Consider the following 23,381-nt stretch of genomic DNA (forward strand, 5'->3'; position numbering starts at 1 on the left):
GGTGGATGGGAAGGGTCAGCGCCGGCGCGCGCGCCATTGGACGACGAAGCGGCGCAATACGCGCGCCGCATGGCTGCCGCGGCGGCGGCCGGACGGCGCGGGACGCCGGCGGCGCAGCATGGCGCGCAGCGCGCGCGCGATCCGGCGCAAGCCGAGCCGCGCCGCGCGCAACGCGCGGCCGGCGCGCGCGCAGGTGCGGCTGGCGCGCCACTGGGCCAGGCAGCGTTCCCTGGCGCGCATGAACCAGCCGTGGCAGCGCGCGAACCAGCCCAGCGCCAGCAGCGACGGCAGGGTCAATGCATAGATGCGCGCGACCACCGCCGCGCCGCCCAGCTTGGCGGCGACGAGCGCGGCGATGCCGGACGCCGCATGGCCCTGGGCGATGGCGAACAGCGCGAGCAGCTTGACGGGAAACAGCAGGATGCCGGGCAGGGCGAACGCGCACAGCGCGGCCCAGGGCGGCAGGGCGCGCACGCGCCGCTCCAGCGCGGCGAGCAGCGGCCAGCGCGCCAGCGCCCGGGACAGGCGCAGGCCGGCGTTCCAGCACCATTCCTCGAGCAGCAGCAGCAGCGCCGCCAGGACTACCAGCGGGGCGAACAGGCGGCTTCGCGTAACGACTCTAGTCATGCCCCCATGATACGGTAAATATGAAACCGGGTTCGTCGCGTCGCGTCCGCGCCCGTGGCGCTACAATGGCTGCATGAACAAGGCATTTGTAAAAGAGTCGGACAACGACGACGACGACGAGGCGCTGGAACTGGCGCGGGCCATCCCCGCCGGCGCCAAGAACTACATCACCCCGGCGGGCCACCAGGCGATCAAGGACGAGCTGCTGCAGCTCATCGACGTCGACCGCCCCGAGGTCGTGAAGGTGGTGCACTGGGCCGCGTCCAACGGCGACCGTTCGGAAAACGGCGACTACATCTACGGCAAGCGCCGGCTGCGCGAGATCGACCGCCGCATCCGCTTCCTCACCAAGCGCCTCGATTCCGCCTTCGTCGTGGACCCGTCGGTGCACCATGGCAACGACCAGGTGTTCTTCGGCGCGACCGTCACCTACGTCAACAAGGCGGGGGAGGAGCACGTCGTGACCATCGTCGGCATCGACGAGCTCGATCCGCTGCACGGGCGCATCAGCTGGGTGTCGCCGGTGGCGCGCGCGCTGACCAAGGCGCGCGAGGGCGACGTCGTCACGCTCGCCACGCCGCAGGGTGTCGACGAGCTGGAGATCGTCGCCGTCGCCTACCCCGAACCGGTCGCGGATTGAACCATGGACCAGCCCCACGACACCGCCGGCGCGGCGGATCCGCTGGCCGCATTGCGCGCCGCGACCGGCGAACTGCATGAACGGCTCGACGAAGGCCTGCCGATCGGCAAGCCGGATGCTTCGCTGGACGACTACGCCGCCCACCTGGCCCTGCTGCGCGCCTGGCTGGCACCGCTGCACGCGTGGCAGGCGGGCTATGCCGACGGGCCGCAGGCCGATGCCCGCTTCGACGCCGGCGCGCGCCTGGCCCTGATCGATGCCGACCTGGCCGAGCCGGGCATGCCGGCATCCGCCGGGCCGGGCGCGCCGCAGCGCTGGCCGGCCGCCGCCGGCGCCGCCTGGCGCTGGGGCGTGGCCTATGTGGTGGAAGGTTCGCAACTGGGCGGCGCCGTGCTGTACGGCCGCCTGCACGAGCGGCTGGCGCCGCATCCGCTGCGCTACCTGCGCGGCGACGCGGCCGGTCCGGGGCCGCGCTGGCGCGCCTTCATGCAGGCGCTGCGCGAGCACGTGCGCACGCCGGGCGAGATCGCGGACGCCCGCGCGGGGGCGTGCGCGGCGTTCGAACGGATCCTGGCGCTGCGCGAAGGGGGCGTGGCGGACGCCTAGGCTGCCTGGGCGGGCCGTTGCTGGAAACCGGGGTGAAAACCGGGGTCGGAGCCCTGAAAGGCAACACCGGGCCCTGACCCCTGCGCCGACCTCCGCGCCGCCCCCGGCGCCGATCGCTACGCCCGCTCGCGCTCCACGCGATTGACGCCCGCCACCCGCCGCAGGTTGCGGATCAGGTGCGCCAGGTGCACCCGGTCCTTCACCTGGATGGTGAAGCGCAGCTGGGTCATCATGGCTTCGTCGTCCTCGTCCATGCCGACATAGGTGATGTTGGCGTCGGATTCGCCGATCTCGGCGGCCACGCGCGCCAGGATGCCCTTCTCGTTGTTGATCAGGAGGCGGATGCGGCAGTCGAAGCGGCGGTTCAGCTCGCCGCCCCACTGGACCGCGATCCAGCGGTCCGGCTCCTTGGCGCGCAGGCGCTTGGCCTGCGAGCAGTCGGCCGTGTGCACGACCAGGCCCTGGTCGCGGCGCAGCTGGCCGATGATCTGGTCGCCCGGGATCGGCAGGCAGCACGGCGCCAGCTGCACGGCCACGCCTTCGCTGCCGTAGATCGTGACCGGGTCGAGCTCGGCGCCGCCGCCGCCGCTGGGCTGGGCCGGCTGCACGTCGACGTCGGCGTCGAGCATGCCGAAGATGTGGCGCGCCACCAGCGCCGGCATGCGCTTGCCGATGCCGATGTCGGCGTACAGCTCGTCCATCGACTTGGCCGAGGATTCGGCCAGCAGGCGCTCGATGGTGACCGGCGCCAGTTCGGTGCGGATGCCCAGCTGGGCCAGCGCCTGGGCCAGCAGTTCCTGGCCCAGTTCCACCGATTCGTTCAGGTTGATCGTGCGCAGGTAGTGGCGGATCGCCGAGCGCGCCTTGCCGGTGCGCACGAACGACAGCCAGGTCGGGCTCGGACGCGAATCGGGGTCGGTCTCGATCTCGACGATGTCGCCGTTGTGCAGCTCGGTGCGCAGCAGGGCGGGTTCGTGGTTGATCTTGACGCCCACCGTGTGGTCGCCGATGCCCGTGTGGATGCTGTAGGCGAAGTCCAGCGGCGTGGCGCCGCGCGGCAGGGCGATGATCTTCGACTTCGGCGTGAACACGTAGACGGAGTCGGGGAACAGGTCGACCTTGACGTGTTCCAGGAACTCGGCCGAGTCGCCGGTCTGCTGCTGGATGTCGAGCAGCGACTGCAGCCAGGCATGGGTGCGCTGCTGCAGGTCGGACATGTTCTGGTCGCCCGTCTTGTACAGCCAGTGCGCGGCCACGCCGGATTCCGCCGTGCGGTGCATCTCCTGGGTGCGGATCTGGAATTCGACCGGGGTGCCGTAGGGGCCGATCAGGGTGGTGTGCAGCGACTGGTAGCCGTTGATCTTGCGGATCGCGATGTAGTCCTTGAACTTGCCGGGCATCGGCTTGTACAGGGCGTGCAGGGTGCCGAGCGCCACGTAACAGTTCGGGATCGAGTCGACGACGACACGGAAGCCGTACACGTCCAGTACCTGCGAGAACGACAGGTGCTTGTTGCGCATCTTTTTATAGATGCCGAACAGGGTCTTCTCGCGGCCGTAGACCTCGGCCGCGATGCCGGCGGCCGCCAGCTGGTTCTTGACCGCGTCGAGGATCTTCTTGACCACTTCGCGGCGGTTGCCGCGCGCCGCCTTGATGGCCTTGGACAGGGTCTGGTAGCGCAGCGGATACAGGTGCGAGAAGGACAGGTCCTGCAGTTCGCGGTAGATGTCGTTCAGGCCGAGGCGGTGCGCGATCGGGACGTAGACTTCCATCGTCTCGCCGGCGATGCGGCGCTTTTTCGCCGGCGCCATCACGCCCAGCGTGCGCATATTGTGCAGGCGGTCGGCCAGCTTGATGAGGATGACGCGCACGTCCGACGCCATCGCCAGCAGCATCTTGCGGAAGTTCTCGGCCTGGGCCTCGACCACGCTCTGGAACTCGATCTTCTCGAGCTTCGACAGGCCGTCGACGAGGTTGGCGACCGGCGCGCCGAAGCGCTCGATCAGCTCTTCCTTCTTGACGTCCTGGTCCTCGATCACGTCGTGCAGCAGCGCGGCCATGATGGCCTGGGCGTCGAGCTTCCAGTCGGCGCAGATCTCGGCGACGGCGATCGGGTGGGAAATATAGGGTTCGCCCGACTTGCGCACCTGGCCGAGGTGCATCTCGTCGGAGAAGCGATAGGCTTCCTTGACGCGCTTGAGTTCGACGGGCGTGAGGTATTCGGCCAGCTTGTTGGCCAGCTGGGTGATCGAGGCGACGCCCGGCGCGGGCGGGGCTTCGGCTTCCGGCGGCCTGGCGACGGCGCGGCCGGGCCGGGTCGCCTTGGAAGTGGAGCCTGAGTGGATGGAATCCGGTGAAGACAAAGTCATACTCTATGAGAATCAGCCGCTGTGTGAAAGCAGGATATCAGAATAAAGGGCTGATTGAGCAAGTCGGGTGCGAGCGGGCGCGCGGGCGCCCAAACGCACGTCGTCCCCGCGCAGGCGGAGGACCCAGGGTCTGCCGGCGTCGCGCGACGCCGGCAAATCGGGGCCCCACCCATGCGGGGACGACGTTGGACTGTCCGGGTCGAGCCGCGGACGGATTACATCGGCACCTTTTTCAGCATTTCCAGGCCGACCTTGCCTGCGGCGATTTCGCGCAGGGCGACGACGGTCGGCTTGTCCTTGGCTTCGACCTTCGGGGTGTGGCCTTGCAGCAACTGGCGGGCGCGGTAGGTGGCAGCCAGGGTCAGCTGGAAACGGTTCGGGACGTTTTTCAGGCAATCTTCGATGGTGATGCGGGCCATGGTTTTACTCCTGGGACAGGCTAAATTGGAAAAAATCGAGCGGGGCAGTCAAGCGGGGCAGGACGGGCTGCGGTCCCGAATGTCAGCCGTTCGGCTGGTGTGCGTGGATTCCCAACTGGGCAAACAGCGAGGCGTTGCGGGCTGCCTGCTGGGCAAAGCGCGAACGTGTCGCCTTGACGATCGCCACCAGCTCGGACAGGGCGACGTTGAACTCTTCGTTGATGATAGCATATTCGAACTCGGGAGCGTGAGCGATCTCGCCGCCGGCCGCCAGCAGCCGACGCGTGATGATGTGCGGCTCGTCGGTGCCGCGCTTGTTCAGGCGCTCTTCGAGCGCCGCGATCGACGGCGGCAGAATGAAGATGCCGGCGGCGTCCGGGAACTGCTTCTTCACCTGGCGCGCGCCCTGCCAGTCGATTTCCAGCAGGATGTCGGTGCCGGTCTTCATTTCCTGTTCCACGCTCAAGCGGCTCGTGCCGTAATAATTGCCGTGCACCTCGGCCCATTCCAGGAATTCGCCCCGCTCGGCGCGGGCGACGAAATCCTCGGCGGTCGTGAAGTGGTAGTGCACGCCATCCTGCTCGCCCGGGCGCGGCGGGCGCGTCGTGGTCGAGATCGACAGCTTGATGCCCGGCTCCTGCGCCAGCAGGGCATTGACCAGGGTCGATTTGCCGGCGCCGGACGGGGCGGCGACAATGAACAGGCTGCCGGAGAAGGCGGTCGTGAGCATGGTGATTTTCCTTTGTATTACGTGTATTGCGGTGATTGTCGCATTACGTCTGAGCATAATGCAATTGAACGCGTGGACGGGGAACCCGTCCACCCTACGTAGGGTGGACGGCTCCGCCGTCCACGCGTCCAACGTCGCCTGAAGGGGGCGACACTTGAGTCAGTCGGGGTCAGAGCCCACCCGGGAAAACCGGGCTCCGACCCCGATCCTAGTCAGTCGGGGTCAGTGCCCACCCGTGTAAACCGGGCTCTGACCCCGATTTGTCGGATTATTCGAGGTTCTGCACCTGCTCGCGCATCTGCTCGATGAGCAGCTTGAGTTCCATCGACGCGTCCGCCAGTTCCTTGACGGAAGCCTTGGCGCCCAGCGTATTCGCCTCGCGGTTCAGTTCCTGCATCATGAAGTCGAGGCGCTTGCCGACCTGGCCGCCCTTCTTGAGGATGTGGCGGGTCTCGTTCAGGTGCGCGGTCAGGCGCGACAGCTCTTCCGAGACGTCGATGCGGATGCCGTACAGCGTCACTTCCTGGCGGATGCGTTCGAACACTTCCTGGCGCGTCAATACGGTCGGGTTGCCGTGGCCGGCCAGGCCGAGGGCGTCCTGCATGCGCTCGACGGCCTTCTGCTGGAACTGCGCGATGACTTGCGGGATCAGGGGGGTGATGCGCTTGACGATGGCTTCCATCGACTCGATGCGGGAGAGCAGCATCGCTTCCAGCGCTGCGCCTTCGCGCCTGCGGCTGTCGACGAAGGCGGCGATGGTCTTCTGCGCCAGGGCGGCGACGTCGGCCTGCAGCGATTCCTGGCCGATCTGCGCTTCCTCGATGACGCCGGGCCAGCGCAGCAGTTCGGCCACCGTCATCGGGGGCGCCGACACGAAGTGGCGCGTGACTTCGGACTGCAGCCGCGCCAGGTCGGCCAGCAGGTCGTGGTTCAGGGCTTGCGAGCCGCTCGCGGCCTTGCGCCCGAAGGACAGGCGGACTTCGACCTTGCCGCGCGAGATCGCGGCCATGATCGCGGAGCGCAGGTCCGGTTCCAGCGCGCGCAGCTCGTCGTTGATGCGGAATTGCAGGTCGAGGAAGCGCGAATTGACGCTCTTGATCTCGATCGTCAGCGTGCCGGCAGCACCCTCGCTGGTGGCAACCGCATACCCTGTCATGCTAGAAATGCTCAATGGAATCCCCGGTTTCATGGGATCTCGCCAACGCCCCGCGCCGCGCGGCGTGCTTGCCGCGAACGTCAAGGATTTTCGAAATCCCTTTATTCTTTACAAAGCGGTGATTTATCCACACAATCGCCGTGTTTAGCAAGGAATACTTTTCCCAAATGGCTGCCCAAAATAACGCACCCCTTCCTGATGGGCTAGAAATTGGCGGATATCGCATTGTAAAGAAAATTGCGTCCGGCGGGTTCAGTATTGTTTATCTTGCATATGATGGCGACGGCAATGCGGTCGCCGTCAAGGAATACCTGCCGAGCGCGCTGGCCCTGCGCCAGCCCGGCGAGCTGGTGCCGGTCGTGTCGCGGCCCAACCTGCCGGTGTTCCGCATCGGCCTGAAATGCTTTTTCGAGGAAGGAAGGGCGCTGGCGCGCATCGTGCACCCGAACGTGGTACGGGTGCTCAATTTTTTCCGCGCCAACGACACGGTCTACATGGTCATGGCCTACGAATCCGGCCACTCGCTGCAGGAGCACGTCGGCCACCTGGTGGCGCGCGGCGGCCGCGCCGCCGAAGCCTTCATCCTGCGCGTGTTCCACGGCGTCTGCGCCGGCCTGCGCGAAGTCCATGCCAACAAGCTGCTGCACCTGGACCTCAAGCCGGCCAACATCTACCTGCGTACCGACGGCTCGCCGCTGCTGCTCGACTTCGGCGCGGCGCGCCAGACCGTGGGCGGCGACGTGCCGGCGCTGGCGCCGATGTACACGCCCGGCTTCGCGCCGCCCGAGCTGTACAACAAGGCGCTGCCGCTGGGCCCCTGGACCGACATCTACAGCATCGGCGCCGCCATCTACGCCTGCATGGCGGGCGCGCCGCCGCAGCCGGCCGACCAGCGCCGCGCGGGCGACGAGATGGCCGCGCGCCTGGCCCGCCTGCCGTCTGGGTATTCGCCGCAACTGGTGGCGATGGTGACGTCCTGCCTGGCGCTCGATCCGCTGGCGCGCCCGCAGAGCGTGTTCGCGGTGCAGAAGGTGCTGCAGGCCGGCCTGGACGCGGCGCGCGCGCAGGCGGCGCCGGCGCGCGGGGAAGCGCCGGCCGCGACGCCGGCAGCGGGCTGGCGCGGCCTGGTCGGCCGCATCGGCGCCCTCGGGCGCGGGCGCAGCTAGGAGGCCGCATGCAATTTTCCGTCTACCAGCAAAGCCACATCGGCGGGCGCAAGGTCAACCAGGACCGCATGGGCTACCTGTACACGCGCGACGCGCTGCTGCTGGTGCTGGCCGACGGCATGGGCGGCCACCTGCGCGGCGAGGTCGCCGCCACCGTCGCCCTGCAGAGCATGGCCGCGCAGTTCCGCGCCCAGGCCGCGCCCTACGTGCGCAAGCCCGAGCGCTTCCTCGAGGAAGGGCTGCTGCAGGCGCACCGCGACATCGTGCGCCATGCGCGCGAGCGCGCGATGCCGGACAGCCCGCGCACGACCATCGTCGCCTGCCTGGTGCAGCACAACTGCGCCGTGTGGGCCCACTGCGGCGATTCGCGCCTGTACTGGTTGCGGCGCGGCCAGGTGCTGGCGTGCACGCGCGACCATTCGCACCTGGAGCACCTGATCGCGCGCGGCCTGGCCGACCCGTCCGAGCGCGGCACCCATCCCGACCGCAACAAGCTGTACAGCTGCCTGGGCGCCTCGACCGCGCCGCGCATCGAGATCTCGCGCCAGGCCAGCCTGCAGCCGGGCGACGTGCTGCTGCTGTGTTCCGACGGCCTGTGGTCGATGCTGCCCGACCGCGAGATCGCGCACCAGCTCTCCACCCGCACCATCGTGCAGGCGGTGCCGGACATGATCGGCATGGCCACCGCGATCGGCGGCAGCCGCGCCGACAACACCACGGCGCTGGCGATCCAGTGGCAGGGCGCGGGCGCGGCGCTGTCGGCCGGGGACGACAGCGTGGTCTCGACCCAGCTGCTGCCGGAAGGCGAGGTCACGACCCGCATCGATCCCGCCGTCGCCGCCGCCGCGCCGGCCGAGCCGGACCCGTTCGACGAGGACGACATCGAGAAGGCGATCGCCGAGATCCGCAGCGCGATCGAGAAATCCTCGCAGCTGCTCAAGTAACCCCATCATCACCATCACCACCGACAAAGGACATCAATGAGCGTCACCACCCGCCCGAGCGGCCGCGCCGTCGACCAGCTGCGCGCCATCCGCATCACCCGCGACTACACCAGGCACGCCGAAGGCTCCGTGCTGATCGAATGCGGCGACACCAAGGTGATCTGCACCGCCAGCATCGAGGAGAAAGTGCCGGGCTTCCTGAAGGGCAAGGGGCAGGGCTGGCTGACGGCGGAATACGGCATGCTGCCGCGCTCCACGCATTCGCGCATGGACCGCGAGGCGGCGCGCGGCAAGCAGTCCGGCCGCACCCAGGAAATCCAGCGCCTGATCGGCCGCTCGCTGCGCGCCGCCTTCGACCTGCAGGCCTTCGGCGAGCGCACGCTGCACCTGGACTGCGACGTGATCCAGGCCGACGGCGGCACCCGCACCGCGTCGATCACCGGCGCCATGGTCGCGGCCTACGACGCGTTCGCCAAGCTGGCCGCGGCGGGCCTGGTCGCGACGGTGCCGGTCAGGCACTTCGTCGCGGCGATCTCGGTCGGCGTGGTCGGCGGCGTGCCGGTGCTGGACCTGGACTACGTCGAGGATTCGGGCTGCGATACCGACATGAACGTGGTCATGACCGAGGCCGGGCACTTCGTCGAGGTGCAGGGCACGGCCGAGGGGGAAGCGTTCGACCGCGCGGGCATGAACCGGCTGCTGGACCTGGCGCAGAAGGGCATCGAGGAACTGGTCGTCCTGCAGAAGCGTTCCCTCGGCCTGGCGTGATGCGTAGGGTGGACGGCTGTGCCGTCCACGCGGCGATACGCGCCACATGATGCGTCGAATCCGCAAACGGCGTCGCGTCGACTGCATGCGCATGGGCCATCGTACGACGGTGGAACGCGTGGACGGGGGACCCGTCCACCCTACGCCGGGACGCGCTGCGTCATCAACCCGTACACCCGCTCTGCGTCGAATCCGCACACGGCGTCGCGTCGACCGCATGCGCATGGCCATCGTACGATGGTTGAACGCGTGGACGGGGGACCCGTCCACCCTACGCCGGGACGCGCTGCGTCATCAACCCGTACACCCGCTCGATCAATGCCTTGACCTGGGGCGCGTCCGGCGCGCGCCGGCGCGGCAGGTCGATGCGGATCTCGTGCAGGATGCGCCCCGGATCGCTCGACATGATCACGATGCGGTCCGCCATCGTCACCGCTTCCTCGATATTGTGCGACACCACCAGCATCCCGCGGGTGGGGATGCGGCCGCCGTCCCACAGGTCGAGGATGTCGTTGCGCAAGGTCTCGGCGGTGAGCACGTCCAGCGCCGAGAAGGCCTCGTCCATCAGCAGCACGTCCGGCTGCGTGGCCAGGGCGCGGGCGATGCCCACGCGCTGGCGCATGCCGCCCGACAGCTCGCGCGGCAGCGCGGCGCCGACGCCGGACAGGCCCACCAGTTCCAGCACCGCGCCGGCGCGCGCGCCGCGCGCGGCCGGCGCCATGCCCTGGGCCTCGAGTCCCAGCTCGACGTTCTGGCGCACCGTCAGCCAGGGGAATAGCGCGAAGGACTGGAAGACCATCGCGATGGCCGGCAGCGGCCCGGCGATCGGCCTGCCGCGGTAGCAGGCGCGCCCGGCGTCGGCCGCCACCAGGCCGGCGATGATGCGCAGCAGGGTCGACTTGCCCGAGCCGGACTTGCCCAGCAGGGCGACGATCTCGCCGTCGTGCAGCGCGAAATCGACGCCTTCCAGCACGGTGCGCGCGCCGCCGCCGGCGGCGTGGAAGACCTTGGCGACGTCCTGCAGTTCGATCAGTGTGGTGTTCATGGTGTTCTCCCGGTGTCGATCATCAACGGCTGCGGTCCTCGGCCAGCAGGTACAGCCGGCGCCAGAACACGCGGTTCAACAGCATCACGAAGACGCACATCACCCCGATGCCGAGGGCGATGCGGTGGAAGTCGCCGGCATCGGTCATGCGCCGGATGTAGCTCCCCAGGCCGTCGGCCACCAGCGCCGTCTTGCCCCAGGTGACGTATTCGGCCACGATGGCCGCGTTCCACGAGCCGCCGCTGGCGGTGATGGCGCCGGTGACGAAGCTCGGGAACACGGCCGGCAGGTAGACCCGCTTCCACAACAGCCAGCCGCGCAGGCCCAGGTTGCCGGCCGCCAGGCGCAGCTCGCCCGGCAGCGTCGACGCGCCGGCCACTACGTTGAACAGGATGTACCACTGGGTGCCGAACACCATCAGGGGGCTGAGCCAGACGTTCGGCGCCAGGCGCAGGTGCACGATGCCGTACACGACCAGCGGGAACATCAGGTTGACGGGAAAGGCCGCCAGGAACTGGGCCACCGCCTGCACCTTCTGCGCCCACCACGGACGCAGGCCGATCCACACCGCCACCGGCACCCAGAACAGCGAGGCCAGCGCGATCAGCAGCAGCACCCGCGCCAGGGTGATGCCGCCCAGGGCCACCACGTGCAGCGCCTCGTCCCAGCCGACCTGCGCGTGGACGAACAGCAGGAAGCGCCAGGCCCCCAGCAGCGCCAGCACGGCCAGCGCGGCGTCGAAGGCGTGCGCGTGCCAGGGCGGGGCCGGGCGCCGCGGCGCCGGCGCGCCGGCGCCGGCGTCGGCGCGGGCGGCAACGGGGAACCAGCCGGGCACGCGTCCCAGCAGCGCCCGGGCGCGCCGGCCGGCGGCGCGCGCCAGGCGGCTGCGGCGGGTCCAGTCGAGCAGCCAGGAACGGCGCGCGGCGTCGCCCGGCGCGCCGGTTTCCTCGACGCGGAACTTGTCGGCCCAGGCCAGCAGCGGCCGGAAGAACAGCTGGTCGACCAGCACGATGCCGGCGAACATGGCGCCGATGGCCCAGGCGATGGCGGCGCCGTCCCTGCGCTCGATCGCCACCGCGATCCAGGCGCCGATGCCGGGCAGCTTGATGTCCTGGCCGGCCACCGAGATGGCCTCGGCGGCGACCAGGAAGAACCAGCCGCCGGACATCGACATCATCATGTTCCACAGCAGCGAAGGCATGGCGAACGGCAGTTCCAGGCGCCAGAAGCGCTGCCAGGCCGACAGGCGGAACACCCGCGCCGCCTCCGCCAGCTCGGGCGGGATCGTCTTCATCGACTGGTACAGGCTGAACGCCATGTTCCAGGCCTGCGAGGTGAAGATGGCGAAGATGGCGGCGCACTCGACGCCCAGCATGCGCCCCGGGAACAGCGCGATGAAGGGGGCGATGGCGATCGCCTGGAAGCCCAGGATCGGCACCGACTGCAGCACGTCGAGCAGCGGCACCAGGATCTTCTCGGCGGCGCGCCAGCGCGTGGCCGCGACCGCGAACGCGCAGGTGAACAGGAGCGAGCAGGCCAGCGCGGCGAACATGCGCAGGATCGTGCACAGCAGGTACCAGGGCAGGCGCGCCGGCAGCAGCGCCAGCGTGTCCGGCTGGCCCAGCGCGAACGGGCGCGCCATCTGCATGGCGCCCAGCGCGGCGCCGGCCAGCACGGCCAGGACCAGGGGCAGCAGGGCCCAGTCCCAGCGGTTGGGCGTGGTCGCGAGGAAGGTGCGGCCGGTGCGGCCGGGAACGAACAGTTCGAACATGATCGTTCCTTTCAGCGCAGGCACGGGCCGGCGAAAGGGGTGCGCAACATCGGTATCTCCGTCGTAACGGCATACCTTCCGGGTGCGATCGTCGATGCGGATGCGGGTGCTGGACGCGGCCGCCTCCGGGAGGAGGTACCGCGTCCGGCGTCGTAGAAAAAGCGTCCCGGCGGACCGGAACGCAAAAGCCGTCACTCTAGCTCGGTCGAGATGACGGCGGGGAGAGAACCGTTATCTTGCCGAGGCGAGGCCGGCGCGACGCCGGCGACAACTGCCACTCGAACAAGTGCCCATGGAAGGGACTCCATAAAAGTTGAAAAAGGGTGGTCCGTCCGGCTTGCGGGAGCGAGGCAGGCGCCGGTGGCGCCGACACTGACCGTGCCGGCGCATTGGGAACGGAAACCATGATAGAGCAGGCCGATCCAGCGTGGGATTACCGTTTGGTAATGAACGATTTCCCTTGCTGGATATTACCGAACTGTAATATTTACGGTGTCATCGCTCCCCTATACTGGCCTGGTCCGCGCTGCCGCAGCGCCGCGCGCCTTTCACTTGCCGGACCATGCCATGACCGCCATGCACGACATCAGCGAAATCGCCGACTGGCTGCACAGCCACGCCATCCACCACGAATCGAGCGTGCACGACACGCTGCCGGACCCGGTGTTCCGGGTGGGCGGCGAGCAAGCCGTGTCCTTCAGCACCAACAACTACCTGGCCCTGGCCAACCACCCGCGCCTGGTGGAAGCGGCCAAGGCCGGCCTGGAACGCTACGGCGTGGGCAACTGCGAGTCGCGCCTGCTGGGCGGCGACCTGCCCGTGTACCGCGAGCTCGAGCGGCGCCTGGGCGCGCTCAAGCACAAGAGCGACGCCGTGCTGTTCGTCACCGGCTACATGACCAACATCGGCGTGCTGTCGACGCTGGTGAAGGCGGGCCTGCTGGCGCGCCTGCACGGCTTCCGGCCATCGAAGCGCCGCAAGTACGCCTACTTCACGGACGAGTACAACCACATCAGCATCCGCGAAGGCATCCTGATGTCGGGCGCCGACAAGCACACCTACCGCCACGCCGACATGACGCACCTGGAGTCGCTGCTGAAGGCGGCCGGCGGCGCCAGTCCGATCATCGTCAGCGACGGCGTGTTCAGCATGGAAGGCACGATCGCGCCGCTGCCGGAACTGACGGCGCTGGCGGAGAAATACGGCGCCATGTTGTACATCGACGACGCCCATGCCACCGGCGTGCTGGGCGCGCACGGCGGCGGCACCTCGGAACACTTCGGCTGCTACAGCGAGACCATCATGCAGATGGGCACGCTCTCGAAGGCGCTCGGCGCGATCGGCGGCTTCGTCGCGCTGGAGCGCGAGATGGCCGACGTGCTGCGCCTGACCAGCTCCGCCTACGGCTTCACCTGCCCGCCGCCGCCGGACCAGGCCAACGCGCTGCTGGCCGCGCTCGACCTGCTGGAGCAGGAGCCGGAGCGGCGCGCGCGCCTGTGGGACAACCAGCGCTACTTCGTCGAGCGCATGCGCCCGCTGGGCTACACGCTGACCAGCACCAGCACGCCGATCGTGCCGGTGCTGATCGGCGACGCCGAACGCTGCCAGCGCTTCGCCCGCGCGCTGCGCGCCGAGGGCGTGCACGTCGACGCGATCCAGTTCCCGGCGGTGCCGCCGGGCCAGGCGCGCCTGCGCTTCATGCTCAACGCCGGCCACACGCGCGCCCAGATCGACCACGTGGTCGGCGTGATGGCGCGCCTCGGCGCAACCCTGTAGATTTCCCTGTTATAGTCGGGGGGCCACGAGCCGCCGCATCATCGAAACTGTTTATGCCTAATTGCCTGGTCATCGAAGACGACGCCGAAACCCGAGACTACCTGTGCACCGGCCTGCGCGCCGCCGGCTACGACGTCGTCGCCTGCGCCGACGGCGCCGACGGCAACGCGCGCGTGCAGGAGGGACGCTGGGACGTGATCGTGCTGGACCGCATGCTGCCGGGCCAGGTCGACGGCGTCGCCATCCTCGAGCAGATGCGCGCGCGCGCCGACACCACCCCGGTACTGATCCTGTCCGCCCTGAACAGCGTGGACGAGCGCGTGCACGGCCTGCGCGCCGGCAGCGACGACTACCTGTCGAAGCCCTTCGTCATGTCGGAACTGCTGGCGCGGGTGGAAAACCTGGCGCGCCGCGCCGCCTGGTCGCGCGACGTCAACCAGCTGCAGGTGGCCGACCTGCAGCTCGACCTGCGTACCCAGCGCGTGTCGCGCCACGGCACCGTCATCAACCTGCAGCCGCGCGAGTTCCGCCTGCTGGAATACCTGATGCGCCACGAAGGCCAGATCGTCACCCGCGCGATGCTGCTGGAATCCGTGTGGGAATACCATTTCGACCCGCAGACCAACGTCATCGACGTGCAGATCAGCCGCCTGCGCGGCAAGGTCGACAAGGACTTCAGCCCGGCGCTGATCCATACGGTGCGCGGCGCCGGCTACGTGCTGAGCAGCACGCCGGTGCTGGGCCACGCGCAGGCGGGCGCGGATGCGAGCCGCTAGGCCCGCGTTCAGCCTGCGCGGCTCGATCGCCGCGCACCTGGCGGTCGGCGTCGGCCTGCTGCTGGCCGTGGCCGTGGCCGCCGTCTCGCTGGTGTTCTACCTGGGCACCGTGGGCGTGTTCGAGCGCTCGATCGACAACCAGGTGTCGGCCATCGCCGCGCGCATGGTGCAGGCCTGGAACGACCAGGGCGCGCAGGCGCTCAAGCACGAGATCGACGTCCAGCTCAACGACAGCATCGACAGCGATATCGAGATCGTCGGCCTGCTGGACGACCGCGGCCGCGTCCTGGCCGGCAACCTGCCGGTCTGGCGCGGCGCCCTGCCGGTGCCGGGCGAGCTGGCCTTCGCCACCATCGAGCGCGACGGCGCCCCCGTCTCGGCGCGCCTGCTGGCGCAGCACCTGGACGACGGCACCGTGCTGGTGGTGGGGCGCGACCTGCGCGAACTGGATGCGATCCGCACCGTGATCGAACGCGCGCTGGCCGCCAGCGCCGTGGTGTCGGTACTGCTGGCCTTCCTGGGCGCGCTGCTGTTCCGGCGCAGCCTGGAAGCGCGCATCGGCCGCATCCGCCGCACCGCGGCGCGCATCGCGGCCGGCGACCTGTCCAGCCGCATCGACGTGCAGGGCGACGACGAATTCGCGCGCCTGGGCGCCGACATCAACCGCATGCTGGACCGGATCGAATCGCTGATGGAAGGCGTGCGCCACGTGTCGAACTCGATCGCCCACGACCTGCGCACGCCGCTGGGCCGGGTGCGCAACCGCCTCGACCGCGCGCTGCAGGCCGCGGCCGACCGCGATTCCCTGGTGGCCGACGCGCGCCTGGCGATCGAGGACATCGACGGCCTGATCTCGCTGTTCGACAAGCTGCTGCAGATCGCCGCCGCGGAAGCCGGCATGCGCACCCGCTCGTTCGAGGCGCTGGACCTGGGCGAGATCGCACGCGACATGACGGAACTGTACGAGGCCGCCGCCGAGGAGCAGGGCGTGGCGCTGCGCTTCCTGGGCGACGAGGCGGTGCCGGTGCGCGGCGACCGCCACCTGCTGGCCAATGCGCTGGCCAGCCTGATCGACAACGCGATCAAGTACGCGCGCGCCGGCCTGTACGTCGACGTCGAGGTGCGCCACCGCGGGCGCGACGCCGTGGTCACCGTGCGCGACTACGGGCCGGGCGTGCCGGAGGGGGACCTGGACAGGGTGACCGAGCGCTTCTACCGCGTCGACCAGAGCCGGCACCTGCCGGGCAATGGACTGGGGCTGTCGATCGTGATGGCGATCGCGCAGCTGCACGGGGCGGCGTTCGAGTTGCGCAATGCGGGGCCGGGACTGGAGGTCAGCATCACCTTTGCGGGGTGACCTACTGGCCCACGCAGATGATCCTGGTCGCGTATTCGTGCGCGTTGGGCTTTTTCCGGGTCGCCCAGCGGATGGCTTCCTCGGCCTCGGCCATCGTCATCACGGTGGCCTTGTCCTTGTTCTTGATGAAGGAAACGCCTTCGAACCTGCCTTCCTTGCTGCGCATGACCCGGGCGAAGACGGGCGGTTTGTCGGCGTCGTTGATCTTGTTCTGCTGGACGAGGTAGCGCTGGTCGGCGGTTTCCATGGCGGGATCTTCCGGATAAAAGGCGCATTGTACGGCTTGCGCACCGCCGGTGCGGCTCCCGCCGCATCGCCGCTCAGGACTTGCGCCGGAAGCTCGACGCCAGCGCGGCCGTATCGAACCCGGCCGTGCCCTTGCCGTCGGCCGCGTAGCGGTACAGCACGGCCGAATAGATGCCGCTCAGCGTGGTATGGAGCAGCATGCAGCCCAGGAAGGCCAGCACGACGGTGACCACGATCGCGACCAGCAGCAGCGGCGCGAGCGCATGCGGGGCCAGCGCCGCCAGCGCGGCGAGCCCGGCGGCGCCGATGGCCAGCCCGACGTAGGCCAGCGTGAAGGCGACGCCCAGTCCGGCCTGGCCGGCCAGGTTCTCGCCCCAGGTGCGCTTGAGCAGGGCGGCGCTTTCCGATATCGAACCGATCGCACCGCGGTCGCGCGTCACGATGACCGGCACGACCAGGAAGCTTGCGACCGCCCAGCCCGCGCCGAGCAGGCCGACGACGAGGCGGCCGACGAAGCCCAGGCGTTCCTGGATGGCGCGCAGGACGACGCCGACCGTCGCGGCGATGACGGCATAGCCGAGGATGGCGCCGAAGCGGCCGTTGGCGATGCGCAGGCCGTCGCCCAGCGTCGGGCTGCCGCCGTCGAGCCGGAGCATGACGGCGCCCACCAGCGCCGTGTTGAAGTAGAAGATGACGACATACTGGACGACGTAGAACAGGAAGGCGAGCGAATACAGGCCGCCCGCGTGCATGCCGTCGATCGCGGCGCCGCCGAACAGCGGCAGGGCGAACGCCGCGAGCACGAGCAGCAGTGCCACGGAGGAGATCACGGGGAACAGCAGCAGGTGCTTGTCCTGCCGCAGTACCTGGATGCTGGCGTGCACGAGATCGACACTGCGCTGGATGCGGTCGAACATGGTCGCTCCTCGAGGTTTGCCGCCCGGCTGGCGGGGTTCTCTCGCATGGTAGCGGGAATGCGCTGCGGAAAGTACGTGCTTTGTCACATACGGCCCGCCGCATTGCTCTGGCTCACTCATGCAACTAACCGACACGCGGCGTGGCACGGGACCGGCGGCGGGCAGGCGATCCGCGGCAAGGCGCGGCCAGCGGCGCGGGCGCCACGGCGGTAAAATGGCGCCTTTCCGCCGCCACGGCGCGCCATTACCGAACACTCACCATGACCCAACGCCTCATCCTCGCCTCGAACAACGCCGGCAAGCTCAAGGAATTCGCCCAGCTGCTGGCCCCGATCGGCTTCGACCTGCATCCACAGGGCGAGTTCAACGTCCCCGAAGCGGAAGAGCCGTTCGGCACCTTCGTCGAGAACGCGCTGCAGAAGGCGCGCCATGCGGCGCGCCTGACCGGCCTGCCGGCGCTGGCCGACGATTCCGGCGTGTGCGTGAACGCCCTCGGCGGCGCGCCCGGCGTGCTGTCGGCGCGCTATGCGGGCGAGCCGAAGTCGGATGCGCGCAACAGCGCGAAACTGATCGCCGACCTGGCGGCGCACGCCGACAAGTCGGCCTATTACTATTGCGTGCTGGTCTACGTGCGCCATGCGGACGACCCGCAGCCGGTGATCGCCGACGGCGTCTGGCGCGGGCAGATCGTCGACATGCCGCGCGGCGAGGGCGGCTTCGGCTACGATCCGCACTTCCTGCTGCCGGCGCTGGGCAAGACGGCGGCCGAGCTGTCGGCGCTCGACAAGAACGCCATCTCGCACCGCGGCCAGGCCCTGCGCGCACTGGTGGAAAAACTGAAATGATCCCGATCAAGCCTGTCGCCAGCCTGCCTGGGGCCGCGCCGCGCTCGCCGGCCCAGGCTGCGCTGCAATACCTGCAACCGGGGTCGCTGAACCTGACGGCGCTGCCGCCGCTGTCGCTGTACATCCACTGGCCCTGGTGCGTGCGCAAGTGCCCGTACTGCGACTTCAACTCGCACGAGTCGAAGGAACCCATTCCCGAGCAGGCATACCTGGACGCGCTGCGCGCCGACCTGGAGATGTCGCTGCCGCTGGTCTGGGGCCGCAAGATCCAGACCATCTTCATCGGCGGCGGCACGCCCAGCCTGATCTCGGCCGCGGGCCTGGACCGCCTGTTGTCGGACGTGCGCACGCTGCTGCCGCTCGACCTGCACGCCGAGATCACGATGGAAGCCAATCCCGGCACCTTCGAGGCCGAGAAGTTCCGGTCGTTCCGCGCCAGCGGCATCAACCGCCTGTCGATCGGCATCCAGAGCTTCAACGACCGGCACCTGCAGGCGCTGGGCCGGATCCATGGCGAAGCGGAGGCGATGCGGGCCGTGGAGATCGCGCACGCCAATTTCGACAACTTCAACCTCGACCTGATGTTCGCCCTGCCGGGCCAGACGCTGGCGCAAGCGCGCCAGGACATCGACACGGCGCTGGCGTTCGCGCCGCCGCACCTGTCGCTGTACCACCTGACGATGGAGCCGAACACGGTCTTCGCCAAGTACCCGCCGCAACTGCCCAGCGACGACGAGAGCGCCGACATCCAGGACATGATCCTGGACAGCACCGCTGGCGCCGGCTACGAGCACTACGAGGTGTCGGCCTACGCCCGGCCGGGCCGGCGCGCGCGCCACAACCTGAACTACTGGCAGTTCGGCGACTACCTCGGCATCGGTGCCGGCGCCCATTCGAAGCTGTCGTTCCCGCACCGCGTGCTGCGCCAGGCGCGCTACAAGCAGCCGGCCTCGTTCATCGAGGCGGCCAGGAAGGGCAACGCGGTGGCCGAGGAGCACGAGATCGGACGCGGCGACATGGGTTTCGAGTTCATGCTGAACGCGCTGCGCCTGACCGAAGGCTTCGCGCCGAACCTGTTCGGCGAGCGCACCGGGATGCCGATCACGGCGATCGAGCGGGCGCTCGACGAGGCGGAAGCCAAGGGCTTGCTGTACCGCGATTTCAAGGTGATCCGGCCGACGGCACTGGGGCAGCGCTTCCTCAACGATTTGCAGGAGATGTTCTTGGGGGATTGATGTCGGTGGTCGGACGCCGACCGACCCGTTACCTCACCGTCCCAGCACCCGCTTGTCGACCTTGGCCGCCACCCCCACGCTGCGCCCCGCCAGGTTGGCCACCGCATACTGCACGCAACTGCCCAGCACGACCGCCGCCTCGGACAGGCTCAGGCCGTAGTCCTGCTGCAGCCACTGCACCATCCCCGCCGTGGCCACCCGCACGGCATCGTCGAGCGAGCCCGCCTGGCCCAGCGTCATGATGTGGGTCGGCGATTCGACGCGCGGCATCCGGATCGCCTTGCCCTTGACGAGTTCCACCGTGAACTCGACCTCCATCGATGTCTCGAGCGCGAACTGCGCGGTCTCGCCGTCGCCCTGCAGCGCGTGGGCGTCGCCCAGGTAGAGCAGGGCGCCCGGCTGCTGTACCGGCAGGTAGACGGTATTGCCCTCGACGACTTCGTTGAAATCCATATTGCCGCCGAAGGGACCGGTGTCGCCGGTCGAGATGGCCGGTCCGTCCGGCGCCACCGCCAGCCCGCCCAGCATCGGGCGCAGCGGCAGGGAGAAGCCGGCCAGTCCCGGACCCGCCTGCGCCGGCCTGGCCAGGCCCCGGTCGCGGTCCAGCGTCCAGCGCACCGGCTTGCCCAGCCCGGCCGCGCGGGCCGCCAGGCCGGTTCCCTGCGCGCGGCCCACGATGGCGTCCAGGCTGTCGGCCCAGTCGCGGTTCGGGCGCAGGCGCACCAGGCGCACCGCCAGCGTGTCGCCGGCCTCTGCGCCCATCACGAAGAACGGTCCCGTCTGCGGATTGCCGTACAGCGCACGGGTGCGGCCCCGCTCGTCGACGCCGCCGGAATCGACGGTGGTCGTGCGCACCGTATCGCCCGGCCAGATCGTCAGCACCGGCGTGCGCGTCGCGCTGAACGCGTTCGCATAGTCGGCCGGGACGTAGACGTGGCGCTGCGGCGCGGCGCTGGCGCGCGCGGGCAGGCGGCGCGCGCTGAACGTATGGCGTGCGCGCGCGGCGGCGTCGTTGGTGTCGGGGAAGTCGGCGTCGCCACGCATACCGGCGGCGTCGATGCTGCCGCCGTAGGCGTAGCGCCGCCCGCGCCGGTCGCCGACCTCGAAGGCGAGCCGGTCGCCGCGGCGCCAGCCCGCCAGCGCGTCGCCGTCGAGCGTGCCGGACAGGCGGCCCGCATGCTCCTCCAGCACCAGCGTCATCGCCGCGGGCGTGCCCCAGCGGTCCACCGTGAGCAGCCAGGTCTCCCCGCGGGCGGATAGTGTGACGAACAGCAGTACGAGAAAAACGATGCGATGCATGGCGCGCCCCGTCGAACGATGGAGCCGCCAGCGTACGGGGCGATTGTGGTGAAAATATGAAGGCTAGCCCTGCCTGGCCGCCGCCAGCGCCGTGACGGTGCGGGCCAGGCCGGCGACCACGCGCGCGAGGCCGTCGTAGTCGCGTCGCGCTGCGGGCCGCGCTTCGGGCAGTTCTGCGGGCCGTTCTTCATGTCGTTCGTCCGGCGCGCGGCCGCCCGGGCAGGGCGCGTCCATGCCGTCGCGCTGGCGGACGTGGCGGTAGGGATAGCTGGTGAACGAGGTATCCGTGATCATCAGGGCGGGCCCGGCGCCGCCGTCGCGGTAGGCGGCGCGGTCCGCCAGCGTCACGCCCTGCACGTAGGCCGGGGCCGCCAGGCCGCGGCCGGCCGGCGCGGACGCGCCCTGGAAGGCCGCCAGGGCGTCGCGCACCGGGCGCGAGGCCGCCAGCGTGCCGACGAAGGCGATGAAGCTGCCGCTGCCCGGCGCGGGTTGCCGGTGCTGGCGCCGTTCCGGGTCGCGCCCGGCGCGCGCCGCTGCGGCGGCGGACTCGTCGAGGAAGAAGGCGAAGCGGATCGCGCTGCCCTGGCCGGGGCGCACGTGTTTCAGCAGGCGCGCCAGTTCGAGCACGGCGGCGGCGTCGGCGGCGGGGTCGTCGACCGTGGCGCGGGCCGGAGCGCCGCCGTCGGCATCGGCCTCGGCATCCGGCTGCGCCGCCAGCCGCGCCGGATCGATGCGCGCGCCGATGAGGAAGGTGCGCGCGGGGCGGGTGCCGGCGGGGACGTTCCCGAGGCTCGCCTCGATGGCGCCGCCGTCCTGCGCGGGCGCCTGCGTCACGCGGTAGCCGGCCAGGCGCAGCGCGTCCGTGACGTAGGCCGCGGCGGCGGCCCGGCGCGCGGCGGCATCGGCCTGCAGGCCGGCCGCCTGCAGCGCCGCCGCGTGCGCCTGCAGGCGCAGCGCCAGCGGCGCATCGTGCGGGGCCGCGCGCGGATTCACGGTCACCAGCGCCAGCAGGATCAGCAGCACGATGCCGACGATGACTTTCCAGTGTGAGCGGAAGAAGCTTCGCATGGTGTCGGGTGCGGCGCAAAGGGCGACCGCACCGGATAGACCCGCCCCGGGGACGCAAGTTCGGAGACGAAAAAAAACCGGGGCCGGTCCGCGATTTCATGATACCGAAATCGCGCTACCGGCCCCGGTCGGGACCATGCAATGGCGCGCGGAAACGCGCGGCGCCGTCCCGGCGCGCCGGGACGGCAGGCGTCAGCGCGCCGCCGTGGCCGGATTGGCCGGTTCGCTCCAGCCGCCGCCGAGCACGCGGTACAGCACCACCTGGTTCTGCAGGCGCGCCAGGTTGGCCTGGATGGCCTGCTGCTGCGCGGTGAACAGCGAGCGCTGGGCGTCCAGCAGGTCGAGGTAGCTGGCGGTGCCGTTGCGGTAGCGCAGGTCGGACAGGTTGAAGCGGTCGGCTTCGGCCTGGGCCACGGCCTGCTGGGCGCGCAGCTGCTCGCTGTAGGTCGCCTGGCCGGCCAGCGCGTCCGCCACTTCGCGGAACGCGGTCTGGATCGATTTCTCGTACTGGGCGACGGCGATGTCGCGGCCGGCCCTGGCCGTGTCGACGCCGGCGCGCACGCGGCCGTAGTCGAAGATCGGCAGGATCGCCTGCGGCGCGAAGGTCCAGCCGAAGGTGCCGCTCTTGAACAGGCCCGACAGCTCGGTGCTGGCGCTGCCGGCGCTGCCGGTCAGCGTGATGCGCGGGAAGTAGTTCGCGCGCGCCGCGCCGATGTTGGCGTTGGCGCCGATCAGCTGCTGCTCGGCCGAGCGGATGTCCGGACGGTTCGCCAGCAGGTCCGACGGCATGCCGGCCGGCAGGTCGGGCAGGTTGGTCGTCGCCAGCGTCGCGCCCTGCGGCAGGTCGGCCGGGATCGGCTGGCCGATCAGCAGCGTCAGCAGGTTGACGTCCTGGGCGCGCTGGCGCTGGGCCTGGGCCAGCGTGGTGCGCGCCTGCTCGACCAGCGACACGGCCTGCTGCAGGTCGAGCTTGGACGAGACGCCGTTGTCGAAGCGCAGCTGGGTCAGGCGCAGCGATTCCTCGCGCGTCTTGAGGGTCTGCTGGGTCAGCGCCAGCAATTCCTCGTCGGCCAGGAAGGTCAGGTAGGTCGTGGCGACCTGCGAGACCAGGCTGATCTGGGCGGTCTTGCGCGCTTCCTCGGTGGCGAGGAATTGCGCCAGCGCTTCCTGGCTCAGGTTGCGCACGCGGCCGAAGAAGTCCAGCTCGAACGAGGTCACCGCCAGGCCGGCCTGGTAGGTGCTGTTGATCGGCTGGTCTTCGCCGGTGGTCACGCGGTTGCCGGTGACGGCCGCGTTGATCGTCGGCAGGCGGTCGGCGCGCTGGATGCGGTAGGCCGCGCGGGCCTGCTCGACGTTCAGGATCGACACGCGCAGGTCGCGGTTGTTGGCCAGCGCCAGCTCGATCAGGCGCTGCAGGCGCGCGTCGGCGAAGAAGCGCTGCCAGGCGATGTTGACCGGCGCGTCGGCGGCGACCGGGTTGCCGCTGTTGACCGTGCCTTCCACGGTCGGGTAGCCGGCGGCCACCGGCGCGGCCGGGCGCGCGTACTTGGGCGCCAGGTTGACGCAGCCGGCCAGCGCCAGGGCCATGGTCAGGGGAATGAGGGTCGTTGTTTTCATGGTC

General features: G+C 69.8%; 21 protein-coding genes and 1 pseudogene. 10 read left to right on the top strand and 12 right to left on the bottom strand.

The window, feature by feature from the left end; genetic code table 11:
- Window positions 1-15 precede the first annotated feature (15 nt).
- Window positions 16-627, bottom strand: coding sequence for a hypothetical protein (locus tag QZ749_RS17255; protein ID WP_296949282.1), 612 nt, complete (start codon window positions 625-627; stop codon window positions 16-18).
- A 73-nt stretch (window positions 628-700) separates the two neighbouring features.
- Here QZ749_RS17255 and greB point away from each other — a divergent pair, with 73 nt between their 5' ends.
- The gene (gene greB, locus QZ749_RS17260) at window positions 701-1,267 is read left to right on the top strand and encodes a transcription elongation factor GreB (RefSeq protein WP_296949283.1); all 567 of its coding nucleotides are present in this window, start codon (window positions 701-703) and stop codon (window positions 1,265-1,267) included.
- Between the two features lie 3 nt (window positions 1,268-1,270).
- Window positions 1,271-1,873 carry a biliverdin-producing heme oxygenase gene (locus QZ749_RS17265; protein ID WP_296949285.1) on the top strand — a complete coding sequence of 201 codons (603 nt, stop codon included), beginning with the start codon at window positions 1,271-1,273 and terminating at the stop codon, window positions 1,871-1,873.
- A gap of 116 nt (window positions 1,874-1,989) precedes the next feature.
- Here the strand turns inward: QZ749_RS17265 and QZ749_RS17270 are convergent, their stop codons facing one another.
- From QZ749_RS17270 to QZ749_RS17285, 4 genes are all read right to left on the bottom strand, one after another.
- Window positions 1,990-4,242 (bottom strand): bifunctional (p)ppGpp synthetase/guanosine-3',5'-bis(diphosphate) 3'-pyrophosphohydrolase, encoded by a 2,253-nt coding sequence (locus tag QZ749_RS17270; protein ID WP_296949286.1) that lies wholly within the window; start codon window positions 4,240-4,242, stop codon window positions 1,990-1,992.
- A gap of 215 nt (window positions 4,243-4,457) precedes the next feature.
- The gene (rpoZ, locus tag QZ749_RS17275; protein WP_005665923.1) at window positions 4,458-4,661 is read right to left on the bottom strand and encodes a DNA-directed RNA polymerase subunit omega; all 204 of its coding nucleotides are present in this window, start codon (window positions 4,659-4,661) and stop codon (window positions 4,458-4,460) included.
- Window positions 4,662-4,743: 82 nt separating this feature from the next.
- Window positions 4,744-5,391: a guanylate kinase gene (gene gmk, locus QZ749_RS17280; protein ID WP_296949303.1), complete on the bottom strand. Its 648-nt coding sequence runs from the start codon at window positions 5,389-5,391 to the stop codon at window positions 4,744-4,746.
- Between the two features lie 268 nt (window positions 5,392-5,659).
- Window positions 5,660-6,547 carry a YicC/YloC family endoribonuclease gene (locus QZ749_RS17285; protein ID WP_296949304.1) on the bottom strand — a complete coding sequence of 296 codons (888 nt, stop codon included), beginning with the start codon at window positions 6,545-6,547 and terminating at the stop codon, window positions 5,660-5,662.
- 167 nt (window positions 6,548-6,714) lie between these two features.
- On the opposite strand from QZ749_RS17285, the gene QZ749_RS17290 reads away from it, so the two are divergent.
- Genes QZ749_RS17290 through rph form a run of 3 tightly spaced genes read left to right on the top strand, consistent with a single transcriptional unit; the run spans window position 6,715 to window position 9,425 of the window.
- Window positions 6,715-7,713, top strand: coding sequence for a serine/threonine-protein kinase (locus tag QZ749_RS17290; protein ID WP_296949306.1), 999 nt, complete (start codon window positions 6,715-6,717; stop codon window positions 7,711-7,713).
- A gap of 8 nt (window positions 7,714-7,721) precedes the next feature.
- Window positions 7,722-8,657: a PP2C family serine/threonine-protein phosphatase gene (locus QZ749_RS17295; RefSeq protein WP_296949308.1), complete on the top strand. Its 936-nt coding sequence runs from the start codon at window positions 7,722-7,724 to the stop codon at window positions 8,655-8,657.
- Window positions 8,658-8,693: 36 nt separating this feature from the next.
- Window positions 8,694-9,425, top strand: a complete 732-nt coding sequence (rph, locus tag QZ749_RS17300) for a ribonuclease PH (RefSeq protein ID WP_296949309.1) — start codon at window positions 8,694-8,696, stop codon at window positions 9,423-9,425.
- 283 nt (window positions 9,426-9,708) lie between these two features.
- On the opposite strand, the pseudogene QZ749_RS17305 reads toward rph, so the two are convergent.
- Window positions 9,709-10,470: pseudogene (locus QZ749_RS17305) on the bottom strand (ABC transporter ATP-binding protein); the annotation flags it as partial.
- Between the two features lie 22 nt (window positions 10,471-10,492).
- Entirely contained in the window at window positions 10,493-12,241 is a 1,749-nt protein-coding gene (locus QZ749_RS17310) for an ABC transporter permease subunit (protein ID WP_296949311.1), read from the bottom strand.
- Between the two features lie 567 nt (window positions 12,242-12,808).
- Between QZ749_RS17310 and QZ749_RS17315 the strand changes: the two genes are divergently transcribed.
- The 3 genes from QZ749_RS17315 to QZ749_RS17325 are packed head-to-tail and all read left to right on the top strand — an operon-like array spanning window position 12,809 to window position 16,150.
- Complete coding sequence (locus QZ749_RS17315; protein WP_296949314.1) at window positions 12,809-14,017, top strand: pyridoxal phosphate-dependent aminotransferase family protein; 1,209 nt, start codon at window positions 12,809-12,811, stop codon at window positions 14,015-14,017.
- A gap of 53 nt (window positions 14,018-14,070) precedes the next feature.
- Entirely contained in the window at window positions 14,071-14,793 is a 723-nt protein-coding gene (locus tag QZ749_RS17320) for a response regulator transcription factor (protein ID WP_296949316.1), read from the top strand.
- On the top strand, window positions 14,780-16,150 hold the full coding sequence (locus tag QZ749_RS17325; protein ID WP_296949318.1) for a HAMP domain-containing sensor histidine kinase: 1,371 nt from the start codon (window positions 14,780-14,782) through the stop codon (window positions 16,148-16,150). The genes QZ749_RS17320 and QZ749_RS17325 overlap by 14 nt, the downstream gene beginning before the upstream one ends.
- A gap of 1 nt (window position 16,151) precedes the next feature.
- Here QZ749_RS17325 and QZ749_RS17330 read toward each other — a convergent pair whose 3' ends face one another.
- A complete protein-coding gene (locus QZ749_RS17330; protein WP_296949320.1) occupies window positions 16,152-16,397 on the bottom strand; it encodes a hypothetical protein in 246 nt (81 codons plus the stop codon).
- Between the two features lie 73 nt (window positions 16,398-16,470).
- Window positions 16,471-17,313, bottom strand: coding sequence for a DUF6159 family protein (locus tag QZ749_RS17335; RefSeq protein ID WP_296949323.1), 843 nt, complete (start codon window positions 17,311-17,313; stop codon window positions 16,471-16,473).
- A gap of 260 nt (window positions 17,314-17,573) precedes the next feature.
- Between QZ749_RS17335 and rdgB the strand changes: the two genes are divergently transcribed.
- Complete coding sequence (rdgB, locus tag QZ749_RS17340; protein WP_296949324.1) at window positions 17,574-18,158, top strand: RdgB/HAM1 family non-canonical purine NTP pyrophosphatase; 585 nt, start codon at window positions 17,574-17,576, stop codon at window positions 18,156-18,158.
- Window positions 18,155-19,393, top strand: coding sequence for a radical SAM family heme chaperone HemW (gene hemW / locus QZ749_RS17345; protein ID WP_296949325.1), 1,239 nt, complete (start codon window positions 18,155-18,157; stop codon window positions 19,391-19,393). Before rdgB ends, hemW begins: the two co-directional genes overlap by 4 nt.
- A 33-nt stretch (window positions 19,394-19,426) precedes the next feature.
- Here hemW and QZ749_RS17350 read toward each other — a convergent pair whose 3' ends face one another.
- The 3 genes from QZ749_RS17350 to QZ749_RS17360 all read right to left on the bottom strand — a co-directional run bounded on the left by QZ749_RS17350 (window position 19,427) and on the right by QZ749_RS17360 (window position 23,377).
- Window positions 19,427-20,692, bottom strand: coding sequence for an acetamidase/formamidase family protein (locus QZ749_RS17350; RefSeq protein ID WP_296949326.1), 1,266 nt, complete (start codon window positions 20,690-20,692; stop codon window positions 19,427-19,429).
- 63 nt (window positions 20,693-20,755) lie between these two features.
- Entirely contained in the window at window positions 20,756-21,760 is a 1,005-nt protein-coding gene (locus QZ749_RS17355) for a hypothetical protein (RefSeq protein WP_296949328.1), read from the bottom strand.
- Window positions 21,761-21,952: 192 nt separating this feature from the next.
- Entirely contained in the window at window positions 21,953-23,377 is a 1,425-nt protein-coding gene (locus QZ749_RS17360; RefSeq protein WP_296949330.1) for an efflux transporter outer membrane subunit, read from the bottom strand.
- Between the last annotated feature and the right edge of the window lie 4 nt (window positions 23,378-23,381).

Source organism: uncultured Massilia sp. (genome assembly GCF_913773735.1).
Classification (GTDB): Bacteria; Pseudomonadota; Gammaproteobacteria; order Burkholderiales; family Burkholderiaceae_D; genus Telluria.